10 protein-coding genes are annotated in these 15617 nt (G+C 63.3%); 2 read left to right on the top strand and 8 right to left on the bottom strand.

Features of this window, described 5'->3' with window-relative positions; genetic code table 11:
• Positions 1-306: 306 nt before the first annotated feature.
• Complete coding sequence (locus AB5Y81_RS02535; RefSeq protein ID WP_279484330.1) at positions 307-1833, top strand: YfcC family protein; 1527 nt, start codon at positions 307-309, stop codon at positions 1831-1833.
• A gap of 58 nt (positions 1834-1891) precedes the next feature.
• Here AB5Y81_RS02535 and AB5Y81_RS02540 read toward each other — a convergent pair whose 3' ends face one another.
• The gene (locus AB5Y81_RS02540; protein ID WP_017764436.1) at positions 1892-2080 is read right to left on the bottom strand and encodes a hypothetical protein; all 189 of its coding nucleotides are present in this window, start codon (positions 2078-2080) and stop codon (positions 1892-1894) included.
• Positions 2081-2584: 504 nt separating this feature from the next.
• Between AB5Y81_RS02540 and AB5Y81_RS02545 the strand changes: the two genes are divergently transcribed.
• Positions 2585-3130, top strand: coding sequence for a glycine zipper 2TM domain-containing protein (locus AB5Y81_RS02545; RefSeq protein ID WP_016350791.1), 546 nt, complete (start codon positions 2585-2587; stop codon positions 3128-3130).
• Positions 3131-3257: 127 nt separating this feature from the next.
• Here AB5Y81_RS02545 and AB5Y81_RS02550 read toward each other — a convergent pair whose 3' ends face one another.
• The 7 genes from AB5Y81_RS02550 to AB5Y81_RS02580 all read right to left on the bottom strand — a co-directional run bounded on the left by AB5Y81_RS02550 (position 3258) and on the right by AB5Y81_RS02580 (position 15526).
• Positions 3258-6476: an ExeM/NucH family extracellular endonuclease gene (locus AB5Y81_RS02550; protein WP_279484329.1), complete on the bottom strand. Its 3219-nt coding sequence runs from the start codon at positions 6474-6476 to the stop codon at positions 3258-3260.
• A 528-nt stretch (positions 6477-7004) separates the two neighbouring features.
• On the bottom strand, positions 7005-7490 hold the full coding sequence (xdhC, locus tag AB5Y81_RS02555) for a xanthine dehydrogenase iron sulfur-binding subunit XdhC (RefSeq protein ID WP_117403607.1): 486 nt from the start codon (positions 7488-7490) through the stop codon (positions 7005-7007).
• Positions 7487-8365 (bottom strand): xanthine dehydrogenase FAD-binding subunit XdhB, encoded by an 879-nt coding sequence (gene xdhB, locus AB5Y81_RS02560; protein ID WP_206220100.1) that lies wholly within the window; start codon positions 8363-8365, stop codon positions 7487-7489. The genes xdhC and xdhB overlap by 4 nt, the downstream gene beginning before the upstream one ends.
• Positions 8358-10676, bottom strand: a complete 2319-nt coding sequence (gene xdhA / locus AB5Y81_RS02565; protein ID WP_279484328.1) for a xanthine dehydrogenase molybdenum-binding subunit XdhA — start codon at positions 10674-10676, stop codon at positions 8358-8360. Before xdhA ends, xdhB begins: the two co-directional genes overlap by 8 nt.
• A gap of 329 nt (positions 10677-11005) precedes the next feature.
• On the bottom strand, positions 11006-12382 hold the full coding sequence (locus AB5Y81_RS02570) for an NCS2 family permease (RefSeq protein WP_279485541.1): 1377 nt from the start codon (positions 12380-12382) through the stop codon (positions 11006-11008).
• Between the two features lie 285 nt (positions 12383-12667).
• On the bottom strand, positions 12668-13984 hold the full coding sequence (gene guaD / locus AB5Y81_RS02575; protein WP_279484327.1) for a guanine deaminase: 1317 nt from the start codon (positions 13982-13984) through the stop codon (positions 12668-12670).
• Between the two features lie 24 nt (positions 13985-14008).
• A complete protein-coding gene (locus AB5Y81_RS02580) occupies positions 14009-15526 on the bottom strand; it encodes a nucleobase:cation symporter-2 family protein (protein ID WP_017780980.1) in 1518 nt (505 codons plus the stop codon).
• Positions 15527-15617 lie beyond the last annotated feature (91 nt).

The following is a 15617-nucleotide window of genomic DNA, read 5'->3' on the forward strand; positions in this document are numbered from 1 at the left end:
ACCGCCTGGATATTTATGGCATAAGACAGTGCATCCTTTTATTGCCAATAAATTAATGACAGATTCCTCATGAAATATATTTTGTGACGGCTTCCATAAAGCAGGCCCGCAGCGCTGTTCATGCTTCCCCTCGGCGGGTTATGGTTTCTTGGTGAAACAATCTACCGGATGTTCAATATCAGGCCAGATTTCTCGCCAACGAGTGCTCAGCTGGCAGTCAAACTGCGCACTTCTCTGTCATGACGAAGGAACCCTATCGACCCGATATTCCGCCGAGCCCGAACCTGCTTTATCGAGGAGCATTTTATGTGTGCCGAGCCGAATACCCAGACCCGCAGACAATTTCCCACCGCGTTTACCATCTTGTTTTTGATCATGTTGTTGGCCATCGCCCTCACCTGGATAATTCCGGCAGGCGCCTATGCCAAGCTCTCTTATAATGCCACCAGCCATATGCTGACCATCAACACGCCGCAAGGGGAAACCCGGCGAGTGCCCGCCACTCAGGATGAGCTGACCAGGCTCGACATCAATATCGGGGTGGAGCAGTTCGTCAACGGCACCATCCGCAAGCCCATCGCCATCCCCGGTACCTATGAGCGGCTGGCCCAGGCGCCGAAGGGGCTCTCCGACGTGGCGGTGAGCATGGTCAAGGGCACCATAGAGGGGGCCGACATCATCGTCTTCATCCTGGTGCTGGGGGGGCTTATCGGCGTCATCAACAAGACCGGCGCCTTCAATGCCGGACTGGTGGCGCTGTCGCGCAAGACCCGGGGCAACGAGTTCCTGTTTGTCGCGCTGGTCTGCTTTGTGATGGCACTGGGGGGCACCACCTGCGGGCTGGAGGAGGAGGCTGTCGCCTTCTATCCCATCCTGGTGCCCATCTTTCTGGCGCTCGGCTATGACGCCATCGTCTGCGTGGGGGCCATCTTCCTTGCCGCCTCCATGGGCACCACCTTCTCCACCATCAACCCCTTCTCGGTGGTGATCGCCTCCAACGCCGCCGGCATCCCCTTTACCGAGGGGCTCAGCTTTCGCGCCGTCGGCTGTCTGGTGGGCACCCTGGTGGTGATCGGTTATCTCTACTGGTATTGCAAGAAGATCAAGGCCAGCCCCGCCTTCTCCTACACCTATGAAGACAGAGAGAGCTTTCGGGCCCGCTTCCTGAAAGAGGGCTCCCTCGATGAAGGTGTCCCCTTCACCCTGCGCCGCAAGATCATCCTGACCCTGTTCATCCTCGCCTTCCCCCTGATGGTGTGGGGCGTCTCCATGGCTGGCTGGTGGTTCCCGCAGATGGCGGCCTCCTTCCTGGCCGTCGCCATCGTCATCATCCTTATCTCCGGCCTCAAGGAGAAAGAGGCTGTCGAGGCCTTTACCCAGGGGGCATCCGAGCTGGTGGCAGTCTCCCTCATCATCGGGCTGGCGCGGGGGGTCAACCTGGTGCTGGATCAGGGGATGATCTCGGACACCATTTTGGCCTATGCCTCCAGTCTGGTGGCCGGCATGCACGGCGCCGTGTTTGCGGTGGCCCAGATGCTGGTGTTCACCCTGTTGGGGCTGGTGGTGCCCTCCTCTTCGGGGCTGGCGGTGCTCTCCATGCCCATCATGGCGCCGTTGGCGGATACCGTGATGATCCCGCGCTACATCGTGGTGTCGGCCTACAACTGGGGACAGTACGCCATGCTGTTCCTGGCCCCCACCGGGCTGGTGCTGGTCACCCTGCAGATGCTCGGCATCCAGTTCAACCAATGGGTCAGGTTCGTGCTGCCCATGGTGGGCTTCGTGCTGGGTTTCGGCGCCCTGATGCTGGTGGCGCAGGTGATGATGATCTAGGGCAGATGGCCCCCGCCCCGGCGGGGGTCATACCTTATCCAAGCCGTAGATCCGGGGCCTAGTGGCGCACCCTGTGCTGCTGGCGAAAACAGAAGAGCTTGAGGCTGATGTCGGCAAGGTCGGCGGGCAGCTCCTGCGCCGTCTCGCAGAGGGGTTGATAGAGGGAGTCCAGCAGCCGCTGGGCTTGTTCCCGGGTGATGATACCGGCCTGCACGGCCGGTTGTATCCATCTTGGCAGCATCGACATATGAACCCCCTTGCTGACCGGATGACCGCAGCCGAATCTGGCCTGACTGCGGGTGGCGCCTACCGGCTCACATTGGTGCGGGCCGCCAGAGACGCGCGATTGATCCTCTCTGCCAACAGAGCAAGCATAATGCTTGCCGTGATCTGTTATCGGCCGCCAATCCTCCCGGCAACAGTGATTTATCAAGCGGTTGGCGCACCCTGACTGACGCTGGTGGATGACAAGCCCCTCTGGTTTGTCATTAGGCCAGCCGGCGGCGGCAGGAGCTTGGCGCAAAATGGGAAAATAGGCCCAGCTGAATCGCAAAATTCCACTCGCAGATCGCTTTTTCTCCCTTCAGCCGCCCTTTGTCGCCAAAGCCCGACACCTTTTTGACGAGACGCTTTTCGGTGCAGTCAGGGGCTGTCGTGCCCGCACGGGCTTTGCCTTGTGCCTCCTTGCCCTTGTGCCAAGATGAGCGCAAGCAAGAGACGCATCCCGTGATGCATTTGAGGAGAAGAGAAAATGAACAAATCCATGTTGGCAGGAGTCGGGATCGGTGTGGCCTCTGCGCTGGCCTTGTCAGCCGCCGCCAGCGGATCCCTGTTTTCATCACAGCCTCAGTTCGCCGAAGTGCTGGCCAGCAAAGCGGTGACCGAGACCATCAAGACCCCTCGTCAGGAGTGTCGCAACGTCACCGTGACCCACCGCAAACCGGTGCAGGACGAGCACAAGATCCTGGGTACCGTGGTCGGCGCGGCGCTGGGCGGGGTGCTCGGCAACCAGTTTGGTGGCGGCAACGGCAAGAAGGTGGCAACCGCCGCCGGCGCCGTGGCGGGTGGCTATGCCGGCAACCAGGTGCAGGGCAACATGCAGGCCGGTGATACCTACACCACCACGGAGCAGCGCTGCAAGACGGTGCAGGAGAGCAGCACCCGCACCCTGGGCTATGACGTCACCTACCGCCTCGCCGGTCAGGAAGGGGTGATCCGCATGAACAAGGCCCCCGGCGCCACCATCCCGGTCAAGGATGGCAAGCTGGTGATCGACGGTCCCCAGAGCGGCAGCTGATCCCGTCAGCTGGTCCAGCTCAGAGGCCCATCCTGGTGATGGGCCTCGCTGTTTTTGGCACTCTTGGCCGACAACAAAAACAACAGAAAGGGGCCCGCAGGCCCCTTTTCATATTGAGAAGTCATCCTCAGTGGCGACCGAAGGGCCACCATGACTTGTCGTTGTCCAGAATGTCGACCCGGGCCTCCTGCAGGTTGCCCGGCTGGGCACCCTGCAGCGCGGCCAGGCTCACCTTGAACTGCTCGGTGGGCTCGACAAACCAGTCATCGATGATCAGCACCTTGACCGACTTGCTGCCCCCCTCGCCAGCGGCCCAGCTCACGGTCTGGCTGAACCAGGGCAGGAAATCCAGCCCCCAGCGCGCCGTAACCCCGTCAAGGGCCACCCGGGCCCGGGCCGGTTTGCTCAGATCGCCGCTGCGCACCAGCGGGATCTCGGCAAACCACTGCCCCTCGTTCACCGTCAGGCTGGCGCGCGCCAGCGAGATGGTGGACGGCGCCAGCTTGTCCTTGATGGTCACCAGGGTCTGGTGCTGCTCGCCCAGGGTCGCGCCGCTCGGGTCAAACAGCTCCAGGGTAAAGGTCTCGTCCCCCTCGTTCAGGGTGTCGCTCTTCACCGGGATGCTGATGGTCTGGCTGTCGCTCTGGCCGGCGGCCCAGTGCAGGGTGCCGGTGAGCGGCGCCACGTCGCTTGCGTCCGCGCTGCCGTAGGCAATGCGATAACTCACGCTGGCCTCCCCATAGCTGCCGTCGCGGCGCGCCACGCTCAGGGTCAGGGTGTTGCCCTCCTCCACGCTGGCGGCTGCGCTCTCGAGGCTCAATACCCCGGCTGGCGGCAGCGGATACTGGATGGCCACCAGCACGGGATCGTGATCCGAGGCGCTGAAGGGCCCCTCGGATTTCGCCAGCTGGCCGCTGTACTTGGTGCCGTACTCGAAGAAGTTGCTCTCGGCGGAGTTGATGTGCCAATCCTCGATGCCGATCACCTTGGCCGCGAGGCTCGGGTTTGCCAGGGCGTGATCCAGGTTGCCGAGCTCCCCTTCATAGCTGTAGGAGTAGGTGTCGGTGCCGTGGAAGCGGGTGTTGAGGTTCACCAGACCATACCCCTTGCCAAGGGCGCTGCCGCTCTCCTCGAAGGGTTGACCCGCCAAGGTGGTGAAGGAGGCGCTCATGATCTGGCGCGATTGGGCGGCCGGATCATAGTCGGTCAGCACCCGGATGGGATCCTCCATGCCGTAGGCGTTCATGTCGCCGATGAGCAGCAGATCCCCGGCCAGATCCTTGAGGTGCTCACCCAGCACCTTGGCGGCGGAGACCCGCAGCGCATTGCAGTGGCCCTGGCCATCCAGCGGATCGGCGCTGGCGTAGTCGGGGTAATCCTCGAAGCAGGCAGAGCCCTTGGACTTGAGGTGGTTGACCACCAGGGTCAGCGGCGCATCCCCCTTGGGCGAGCTGAAACGCTGCACCAGCGACTCGCGCATCCCCTGGTTGATGGTCACCGGCTTGCCGCTGGCGTCCTGCGCCTCGGCCTGCTGCACCGGCAGCGCGATGAGGCTGGCGGCCCCCTCCGGGGTCACCTTGGCGGGCCGGTAGATGAGTCCCACCGTGATGGCGTCAGTGCCAATCGGCTTGCCATCTGGCGAGGCAATCCAGCGGTAGTGATCCGCCTCATCCGGCTGGGCAGCGTTGAGGGCCACCACCAGGTTGGCGATGGCGGAGTTGTCGCCGTAGCCGTTGTTCTCTATCTCCATCAGCCCCACCACGTCCGCATTGAGGCGGGTGATGGCGCTGACGATCTTGGTGCGCTGCAACTCGAACTCCGCCACCGTCAAGGCGCCCCGGTTGCTGCCGGTGGGGTTGGCATCGCCCCCCACGACCGTGGTGAAGAAGTTGAGCACGTTGAAGCTGGCGACTCGCAGATCCCCCGCCTCGGCAAGCTCAGGGGTTTCCACCCGATCCCAGCCGCTGTGATCTATCTGGCTGGCATCGATGCGGTTACTGGCCACCAGCCGGAACAGGTTGTAGGAGTAGCCAAGCGCCCCCTCCAGCCCATTGAGCTTGTCGCCGATGCGCAGGTAACCATCCTCGGCGTTGAAGCCGGGGAACCAGGGCAGCACACCGTCCGGCGCCTTGGCGTCGGTCTCCACCACCAGCTGGTTCTGCTGGTTGCGCAGGGCCCAGTTGCTTGCCTCCTCGCTCATGGCGGCAAACTTCTGGGTCGACTTGATGAGCGGCGCACCATAAGAGAGCACCAGGTTGTTGCGCTTGCCGTCGTAATCGAAGCTGAAGTTGCGGGTCACCACCAGGCTGGATGCGGGCACCAGTCGCACCTGCATCCCCTCGTGACGTTCCAGCAGCTGGCTCAGGCTCTCCCCCGCCACCGGCACCAGATCCACCGCCGCCGGCACGGCCCCAGCGGGCCGGGTCACCACCAGCTCGTCGGCGTTGATCTGGGTCTGATTGAAATACTCTTTCACCTTGCCAGAGACGCACACCTCGGCGCCCGGCACGATGGCAGCGTTGGCCTTGGTGCTGTAGACGAAGAGGCCGTCGGAGGTGGCCGGATCGCCATCCCCCTGCTCATCCTGAATGAAGAAGCCCTTGTAGAGGCCGCTCACTACCTGAGTCACCACACCGCGGGTGGCGTAGGCCTGCTCCGATTCAAACTTGCCGGCCGGCACCAGGGGGCTGCTGGTGCCTGGGCCCTGAATGGCGGGCACCGGCACCAGGCTGTCCACCGGGCAGACGAAGGCGGGCGGCTGGGTGCCATCGCAGGGGCCATCGCCGCTGCAACCCAGGCCACTGGCGTCATCTTTCGGGGCGGCCACGTATTCGAGCGCCGGATCGAAGGGGGCGGTTGCATCAGTCCGGCCGGTGGTGACGGTGGCCTTGCGGCGCAGGGTCATGTCCAGGGTCGAGACGTTGCCAGAGACCCAGGCCGTGCCCGGATCCACACCGACCTGGCCGAAACTGTCGATTATCTCGCTGCCGCGATAGAGCACCAGGGCATCGTCACCGTTGAACACCAGGTTGCCGCTGGTGCGGTTGGCCTTGGCCAGGATCTCGCTGCTGGCGGAGGGGTTGGCCAGCACCAAAGTGGCCCCCGGGGCCAGCGTGCCTTGCAGCGCCAGGCTGTTGGTAGGTGATTCGCTGATGGGTTTGCCGTTGGCGTAGAGCGCCAACCGGTATTGGGAGAGATCGACGGCGTCGCTGCCGAGGTTGCTCAGCTCCACCGCCTTGTTGTTGCCCGAGCCTTCCAGGTATTCGCTGATAAGCAGCTGTGCCTGTGCCTGTCCCGCCAGCGCCAGCCCGACGGCCAGCGCTACCAGAGAGTGTCTTCCTGACATGCCAGTTTCCTTTTCTTTTTGACGTTATGTTTTGCGCCCCGCCAGGCGGGCCGCAGCACCTTGTTACGATTCTGATTGAGCATCATGGCGGCCTCGGCCAACCACAGCGCCTACTCTGCCCGTTTCGGCGCAGGGCCGCCGCGAGCTGGCTAACAATTACAGAAAAATGTTGCGGCCACGTGACGAAAAAGGGGCTTTTTTTCAGCCCCCTTGCCGTTATTTTCCGTTATTTCCCGCCCACCGGTATTTGCTGCCGTCAATATGCAAGAGAGGCGCACAAGATGGCGACACAAGTTGACATAGTGCGTAAAAACAGACGCTTGCCATTTCCAGGCCGCTGCGCGGACCAGACTGTTCATTATTTGTGCTAACAGCCCGGCAGTGCAGTATGCCTGTTCCCCTGTGCCCGCCCGAAATAACGGGATGCGTGTTTGACCGGCGGGGTGAAAATAACCCTCCCGGCATATTTCAGGCGCTGTCATCCCATGCAAGAGAGTCGTTCAGAGGGAGCATCGCAGGAGGGCCCCATCACCCCTTGCAGCACTTTTTCACCGCCCGCACCACGTTCTGATAACCGGTGCAGCGGCACAGATTCCCCGACAGCCCGCGGCGGATCTCCGCCTCGGTCAACGGGCGACGCTTGGTCTTGTCGAGCAGGGCCGCGCTCGCCATCACGAGGCCCGGGGTGCAAAAGCCGCACTGCACCGCCCCCTCGTCGATAAAGGCCTGTTGTACATCGGAGAGTTCATTGCCTTTGCGCTCACCCTCCACGGTGCGAATGGATTTGCCATCGGCCCATACCGCCAGATAGAGGCAGCTATCGATGGCGGTGCCATCCACCCGCACGGTACAGGCGCCGCACTCGCCGACACTGCACCCCTCTTTCACGCTGATCAGCCCCTGCCCGCGCAGGAAGTGAAGCAGCGACATGGTGGGCGGCACAGCATAGGAGTAAGGCTTGCCGTTGATCTCGCACTGGATCTCCACGGCGGGACAGCTTTGCGGTTGCATCATAGGATCTTGCCTCCGGCACGTTCGACGGCGCAGGCGACCACCCGCTGCGCCAAGGTTTTGATCAGGTGCAGGCGAAATTCCTTCTCTGCCCGCCAGGAGGAGCGCGGTGCCACATCGGCCACTACCGCCTCGGCAATGGCGGCCAGCGTCGCCCGAGTCAGCGGTTGCCCCTCGGCTGCCGCTTCGGCGTGCGGGGTGCGCACCGGCGTCGGTGCCGCCACGCCGTAGGCCAGCCGCAGGCGCTTGAAGTGACCACCCTCAATCTGGCAGTAGGCGGCGCAGCCTATGGTGGCGATGTCCATGGCGCCCCGCATGGCGTATTTGAAGTAGTGGGAGCCCGCATGGGGGTGCGCGTCCGGGGCAAAGTGAAACGCCACCAGGATCTCCGCCGGTTGCAGCGCAACCTTGCCCGGGCCGGTGTGAAAACCGGCGATGGGGATGCGGCGCGTGCCATCGGGGCCGGCGATCTCAAGCTCAGCCTCCAGCGCGACCGTCGGCGCCGCCGAGTCGGCACTGGTGGCGCCGTTGCAGATGTTGCCGCCATAGGTGGCGACGTTGCGGATCTGCGGGCCGGCGATGGTGGCGGCGGCTTCGGCCAGCATCGGCAGGCGGCGCTGCACCAGCTCGTTTTCGATGAGCTCGGTAAAGGTTGTGCCGGAGCCGATGCGAATAGAACCGTCGGCCAGCTCGCTCACCCCCTTGAGTTCCGGCAAGTCGTGAATATCGACGATATGGCGATAGGCGGCGTTAAGGTGATGCAGCTGGATCATCACATCGGTGCCACCGGCCAGCAGGCGCGCCTCGGGGTCGGCCTGGCGCAGGGCAACCGCCTCGGCCACGCTGTGGGCCTTGTAGTAACGGGCAATATCAAACATGGCGTTGCTCCTCCCCTGCTCCCTCGCCAATCAGACCCGCCGCGACAAACTCCCGAAACAGGGTTTTGGGGGTGATGGGCAGCTCGTTGATGGCGACCCCGGTCGCCATGCGAATGGCGTTACGGATCGCCGGGCCCGGCGAGATGATGGGCGGTTCCCCCAGGGATTTGTGGCCATAGACCGACTGGGGCTCATGGGTCTGCACGAAGTCGCACTCAAGCTCGGGCAAGTCCAGCATGGTGGGGAACTTGTAGTCGAGCAGGTTGGGGTTGCGCACCACGCCGGTTTTGGCGTCGATGATCATCTCCTCGAACAGCGACCAGCCGATCCCCATCCCCATGCCGCCGTGCACCTGCCCCTGTGCCAGCTGTGGGTTGAGGATCTTGCCCGCATCGTGCAGGTTAAGAATGCGATTGATGGTCACCTTGCAGAGATCGATGTCGACACTGAGATCGACAAAGGTACAGCCAAAGCTCGGTGGGTTGGTGGTGGTCTTGTGGGAGACCTCGGAGGTGATCTGGCCGCCGATGGTGAGGTGGTAGTAGGCGTTGACCGACACCTCGGCGACGCTGATGAGCACCTTGTCCGGCGCACCCGCCAGCACCACGTAACCGTCGATCAGGGTGAGCGACCCCACATCCTGATGGCAGAGCTGGGCTGCCAGCGAGAGGATACGCGCCCGCAACTGCAGCGCCGCCTGATGGATGGCGGGGGCCGCCACATAGCTCTGGCGCGAGGCGAACGAGCCCGGATCGTAGGCGGTGATGTCGGTATCCTGGGTCGAGATGACCCGGATCTGCTCAAATGGAATGCCTAAGGTTTGGGCCGCCATCTGGGCAAAGACGGTATCCGACCCCTGCCCTATCTCGGTGGCACCGATCTGCAGATTGACGGTGCCATCCTGATTGAGCAGCATGCGGGCGCCGGCAATTTCGACCCCCACCGGATAGGTGTTGGATCCATAACTGAAACACGCCACCCCGATGCCACGGCGCACCCGACTCGCCGGATCCTGCGCCAGACACTCGGCCTTGAGCCGTTCCCACTGGAACTGCTCGCCACCCCGACGCAGACACTCGGGCAAACCCGCACTGTAGATGGTCTTCTGGTTGACCTGATTGACATCCCCCTCGCGGGCCACGTTGGCGATGCGCACCGCAAGCGGATCCAGACCCAGCTCGGCGCAGGCATCGTCCAGCATGCATTCGAGGGCAAACACCACCTGCGGCGCGCCATAGCCACGCATGGCACCGGCGGTGGGCAAATTGCTGTAGAAGGTTTTGGCGTCATAGCCAAAGGCGCTGCGCGGATAGAGGTAGCTTATTTTGTTGGCGCCGGCGCTGGCGATGGAGTGACCGTGGGAAGCATAGCCGCCGGTGTTGGAGAGCACGTCAAGCTGATACCCCTTGAGGGTGCCATCCCGGTTGATGCCGAGGGTGCCATCGATGGCAAAGCCGTGGCGGGTGCGGGAAGCGAAGAAGCACTCCTCCCGGCTCAAGGTCACCTTGACCGGCACGCCACCGAGCTTATAACTCAGAAACGCCGCCATCGGCTCTTCCAGCACATCCTGCTTGTTGCCAAAGCCGCCGCCCATGTAGGGCTTGATCACCCGCACGCTGGACCAGGGCAGGCCGAGGGATTTGGCCACCCGGCTGCGCACAATCTGGGGGATCTGGGTGCTGGTGACGACGATGATGTGGTCCGGCTGATCCATGTAGGCGTAGCAGGTCACCGTCTCCAGATGGCAATGCTGCACCACCGGCGTCTGGTAGTGCCCCTTGAACTGCAAGTCAGCGGCGGCGATGGCCTGCTCCGGCTCACCCGCCCGGATCTGGCTCTGGCGCAGCAGGTTGCCGGTCGGGTGGATGGGATAGGCCCCCTCGGCCAGGGCGCTGGCCGCATCCGTCATCACCGGCAGCGGCTCGTAGGTCACCTTGACCAGGGCGGCAGCCTTCTCGGCAACCAGCGGATCGCGGGCCACGACTATGGCGACGCCATCGCCAAAATGGCGCACATGGTCGGTGAGCAGGCGCCGGTCTTTCACGTCCCGCTTGGTCTCATCGAGGGACCAGGCGTGACCGGCGGTGCGAAAACAGGTGGTGGGCACATCCTCGTGGGTGAACACGGCTTCGACCCCGTGCAGGGCCAGCGCTTCGCTGGCGTCGATGGCAAGCACCTTGCCGTGGGCGATATGGCTTCGCACGTATTTGGCGTGGCGCATGCCGAGCATGATGTTGTCGTCGGTGTAGCGGGCGCTGCCGGTCACCTTGGCCTCGGCATCCACCCGCTTGAGCGGTAATCCTATGGACATATGCAAGTCCTTTGTCAGGCAAAAAAATCAGAACCGGTATAAAAAACAGCAAGATATGCGCCCGTTTCCGGCAAGGCGGGCCAACCGGGGGGCAAAGGCGGCGAGCAAAGGGAAGAAGTGTGAAGAAGATCCCATCCGGCGCCCATCAGGCTCTTCGTCATGACCGTGGCCAGCCCCGCAGCTGCAGCCCATGGAAGACTCGGCGGCGCCATTGCCGGGCGGCGTTATCAATCTGGTAAGCCCCGTTATCAAAATGGTATGAGTTAGGTTTGAAGGGCGGGGCCGGCCAAGAGAGGCTGGCCCCGCGATAGAGAAGGACGCGATGCGGACTAGATGGCCCAGCCGCCGGCGTAGAAGAGCACCAGCGCCAGGGCGATGATGACGGTGCCGACGTTGAGCTTGCGCCACTCCTTCGAGCAGATGCGACCGATCACCAGGGCGCTGAAGCCCAGCATGATGCCGGTGACGATGTTGCAGGTGAGCACGATGAAGACGGCGCACAACAGGCCGGACATGGCCCCGACGAAGTCATCGAAATCGAGTCTGGCGACGTTGCTCAACATCAGCAGCCCCACGTACATCAACGCCGGTGCGGTGGCATAGGCCGGCACCAGGTAGGAGAGCGGCGAGAGGAACAACATCAGCAGGAACAAGACCCCCACCACGGTGGCAGTGAGGCCGGTCTTGCCCCCTGCCGCCGTGCCCGCCGCCGATTCGATGTAGACGGCGGCAGGCGCAGCCCCCACCAGACCGGAGAAGATGCTGCTGATGGAGTCGGCGCTGAGCGCCTTGCCGCTGTTGATGATGTGGCCATCCTTGTCCAGCAGATTGGCCTGCCCCGCCACGGCGCGAATGGTGCCGGTGGCATCAAACACCGCCGTCATCACCAGCGCCAGCACGCTTGGCAGCACCAGCGGCGAGAGCGCCCCCATGATGTCCAGGCTGAAGATGAGGGACTTGCCCTGCTCGTCGGCGAGGCTCGGCATGGCGAACAGCCCCTGATACTTGACCGCCGGATCGAAGATGAGGCCGAAAATGGAGATGGCGATTATCACCAGCAGGATCCCGCCCGGCACCTTGAGCTTCTCCAGCCCGACGATGACCGCCAACCCGATGAGGGACATGATGACCGGCATGGAGGTAAAGGCCCCCAGCGCCACCGGCAGCCCCTCCAGCGGGTTCTTGATCACCAGCCCCACCCCGTTGGCGGCGATCAGCAGCAGGAAGAGCCCGATGCCGATACCGGTGCCGTGGGCGATCCCCATCGGCAGGTTGTCGAGGATCCAGCTGCGCACCCCGGTCACCGAGATGGCGGTAAACAACACCCCCATCAGAAAGACGGCGCCGAGCGCCACCGGGATGGAGATCTGCTGCCCCAGCACCAGGCTGAAGGCGGTAAAGGCGGTGAGCGAGATGGCGCAGCCGATGGCCATCGGCAGCTTGGCCCAGAGCCCCATCAACAGCGAACCAAAGCCCGCCACCAGACAGGTGGCCACGAACACGGCGCCGGGGGGAAAGCCCGCCTTGCCGAGCATGCTGGGCACCACGATCACCGAATAGACCATGGCGAGGAAGGTGGTGAGCCCCGCCAGCACCTCCTGGCGCACATTGCTGCCCCGCTCGCTGATCATGAAGTAGCGATCGAGCGCGCCGCCGGCGGGCTGTCGTCCCGCCGCCGACCCCTTGTCCGCAACTGCCCCGTCCATCTCGTTTATCCTGTTTGTCTGGCTCATGGCCGACTCCTTCCTGCATCCCTGAATGTGTCGTGACGAAATGGCGGTCGGTGCCGTGGATCTCTGCTGCCACGGTCGCCGGCATCATGGGGTTGGCAGGCAAGGCAAACGTTTGACTTGCCATCTAGAAAAACCGGGCCATTTCACCTGCTGTGGCGGGGCAAGCGCCCCGCCTGTCGTGCGGCGCAGGCACCACGCTGGTCCCTGCTGCCGTGTTCCCGGGACGAGCATGCCCGCCCCTCTGCTTTGAAAACCGGATCAGCCCCGTTCGTGCACCAGCTGACCATCCACATAAGTGCGGTAGATGGATCTGTCATCCCCCAGGGTCAGCAGCACGAACAGCTTGTCGCGCAAGGTGGTGGAGTTGTCGTAGCGCAGCTGCTGCAACGGGGTGGCGACCGGGTCGAACACCACGAAGTCCGCCTCCTTGCCCACCGCGAAGCTGCCGATCTGCTCGTCCAGCCCCAGCGCATGGGCGCCGCCCAGGGTGGCCAGGTAGAAGGCCTGATAGGCCGAGAGGCGCTCGCCCTGCAACTGCATCACCTTGTAGGCCTCGTTGAGGGTCTGCAGCATGTTGAAGGTGGTGCCGGCGCCGATGTCGGTGCCCATCCCCACCTTCACCTGCTTGTGCCACGCCTTGTGCAGCTTGAACAGCCCGCTGCCCAGATACAGATTGGAGGTGGGACAAAACGCGATGGTGGAGCCGGTCTCCTTCAGGCAATCCCACTCCTGCTCTTCCAGATGGACGCAGTGGGCAAACACGCAGTGGTGGCCGGTCAGCCCATGCTGGTGATAGACATCGAGATAGCCCTGATGCGCCGGGAAGAGGGATTTCACCCAGGCTATTTCGTCCTTGTTCTCGCACAGGTGGGTGTGCAGATAGGTGGTCGGGTACTCTTCGCGCAGCCGCCTCGCCATCGCCAGCTGCGCCGGGGTCGAGGTAGGGGCAAAACGCGGCGTGATGGCGTAGAGCAAGCGGCCGTTGCCGTGCCAGCGCTCGATGAGCGCCTTGCTCTGTTCATAGCTGCTCTCGGCGGTATCCAGCAGATAATCTGGCGCGTTGCGATCCATCATCACCTTGCCGGCGATCATCCGCATGTTGATGCGGCTGGCCGCCTCGAACAGGGCATCCACCGATTCGGGGTGGACGGTGCCGAACACCAGCGCCGTGGTGGTACCGTTTCGCAGCAGCTGCTTGATGAAGAAGGTGGACATCTCGCGGGCGTACTCGAGGTCGTTGTAGCGCCGCTCGGCCGGGAAGGTGTGGCGGTTGAGCCACTCCAGCAGCTGCTCGCCATAGGCCCCCACCATCTCGCTTTGCGGGTAGTGGATGTGGGTATCGACGAAGCCCGGCACTATCATCTTGCCACGATAGTCCCGCACCCGCACCTGGGCCGGAATGCGATCACGGCCCTCCTCCCACTGGCCGAACCAGTCGATGCAGCCGTTGCGGATGATCAGCAGGCCGTCTTCGATGAGGCGGGCATTGGGCTCTATCTCCTCGGGTTGGCTCACCACCCGGGTGATGTCAAAGAAGCTGCCGCGCACCGCCTTGACGGAGTTGTCGTTTTTCATCTCTCAATTCCCTCTTGTTGTTCGTTAGCCGCGATCCACTTGCGGGGCGCGCACCTGGGCCTCGTCCGTCGCCAGCCCCTGTTGGCGGGCGGTGGCTGACGGAGCGGGCCGGGTGGCAAAGCGGGTGTCGGGTTTGTCGCTCAGCTGGATCAGCTCCACCGCCTCGGCGGCATTGGCGGCAGCCTTGCGTCTGCGGCTCTGGGGCAGCACCAGGTTCATGATGATGGCGGTGATGCCGCCAGCGCAGATGGGGTTCTCCACCAGCATGTAGATCCCCGCCGGCAGCACCTTGAACACGTTCGGGTCGTAGGAGACCCCGAGCCCCAGCCCGAGCGAGGTGGCGACAATCAGGGTCTCGCGCCGATCGAAGCCATGGCTGATGATGATGCGACCACCGGCGATGGCGATCATGGAGAACATGATGACCATGGCCCCCCCCATCACTGGCGACGGTATGGTGGTGAAGAAGCGCCCCACCACCGGGAAGAGGCCGAGCAGCACCAGGATGACGGCGATGAACTTGCCCACATGGCGCGAGGCCACCCCGGTCATCTGGATGACGCCGTTGTTCTGGGCGAAGGTGGTGAGTGGCAGGGAGCCGAGCGCCGAGGCGATCACCGACACCAGGCCGTCCGCCAGCACGCCGCCGGAGAGCCGTTTTTGAAACTCGGGCCCCTGGATCTGCCGGTGGGAGACCATGGCGGTGGCGGTGATGTCCCCCACCGCCTCCAGCACGCTCAACAGATAGATGGTGCCAGCCAGCACGAAGGCGTGCAGATCGAAGGAAAAACCGTACTTGAACGGGATGGGTACTGTGATGAGCGGAAGGTTCTCAAGGGCGGAGAAATCCACCATGCCGAGCATCAGGGCCACCGCATAGCCCACCAGCAGGCCGATGGCAATCCCGCTCATGCGAAGCAAGGGGCTCTTGCTGCAGTTGAAGGCGACGATGACGCAGAGCACCAGCAGCCCCAGCCCGATGTTCTCGTATTTACCGAAGGTGCCGCTGCTCATGGCGGAGAAGCCGCCGCCAAAGTCGATGATCCCCACCTTGATGAGGCTCAGGCCAATCATCAGCACCACTACCCCGCTCACGGTGGGGGTGATCACCCGCTTGAGATAGGGCAGCACGAAGGAGGAGCCCATCACCAGGAAGGCCCCGACGAAGGAGACCCCGAGCAGGGTCGAGACGATCAGCTCCTCGTGCAGGCCATCTTTTTTCATGGCGCTGCCCAGCGCAATCATCACGGTGACGAAGGAGAAGTTGACCGACTGGATGGAGAGCAGCCCCGAGCCGATGGGGCCGTAGCGGTTCACCTGCAGCCAGGTGCCGATGCCGGAGGCGATCATCGCCATGGAGACCAGGTAGGCGGTGGTCTCGGTGGAGAGGCCGAGGGCCCCACCCACGATCAGGGCCGGCGTCACCATGGGCACGAAGATGGCCAGCAGGTGGGTCACGGCCCCCATCAGGGTTTGGTAAAAGGGTGGTTTGTCTTCGAGCGCATAAATCAGGTCCGAGTGCTTGCGTGTTGTTTTAGACATCTTGATTGTCCCATCACACAGAATATGGGCGGAGTACTCATTCCGCTGTCAGGTGCTGGGGGCGAGCCTGCGCCCGCCCCTCACCTTTTCT

This window comes from Aeromonas sp. s2 (genome assembly GCF_040907935.1).
Classification (GTDB): Bacteria; Pseudomonadota; Gammaproteobacteria; order Enterobacterales; family Aeromonadaceae; genus Aeromonas; species Aeromonas dhakensis.

Coding starts and splice junctions, on each gene's coding strand:
- xdhC (WP_117403607.1), bottom strand. CDS start 7,490: ATGATGCAACCGCAAAGCTGTCCCGCCGTGGAGATCCAGTGCGAGATC.
- AB5Y81_RS02580 (WP_017780980.1), bottom strand. CDS start 15,526: ATGTCTAAAACAACACGCAAGCACTCGGACCTGATTTATGCGCTCGAA.
- xdhB (WP_206220100.1), bottom strand. CDS start 8,365: ATGTTTGATATTGCCCGTTACTACAAGGCCCACAGCGTGGCCGAGGCG.
- guaD (WP_279484327.1), bottom strand. CDS start 13,984: ATGAAAAACGACAACTCCGTCAAGGCGGTGCGCGGCAGCTTCTTTGAC.
- xdhA (WP_279484328.1), bottom strand. CDS start 10,676: ATGTCCATAGGATTACCGCTCAAGCGGGTGGATGCCGAGGCCAAGGTG.
- AB5Y81_RS02570 (WP_279485541.1), bottom strand. CDS start 12,382: ATGGACGGGGCAGTTGCGGACAAGGGGTCGGCGGCGGGACGACAGCCC.
- AB5Y81_RS02545 (WP_016350791.1), top strand. CDS start 2,585: ATGAACAAATCCATGTTGGCAGGAGTCGGGATCGGTGTGGCCTCTGCG.
- AB5Y81_RS02540 (WP_017764436.1), bottom strand. CDS start 2,080: ATGTCGATGCTGCCAAGATGGATACAACCGGCCGTGCAGGCCGGTATC.
- AB5Y81_RS02535 (WP_279484330.1), top strand. CDS start 307: ATGTGTGCCGAGCCGAATACCCAGACCCGCAGACAATTTCCCACCGCG.
- AB5Y81_RS02550 (WP_279484329.1), bottom strand. CDS start 6,476: ATGTCAGGAAGACACTCTCTGGTAGCGCTGGCCGTCGGGCTGGCGCTG.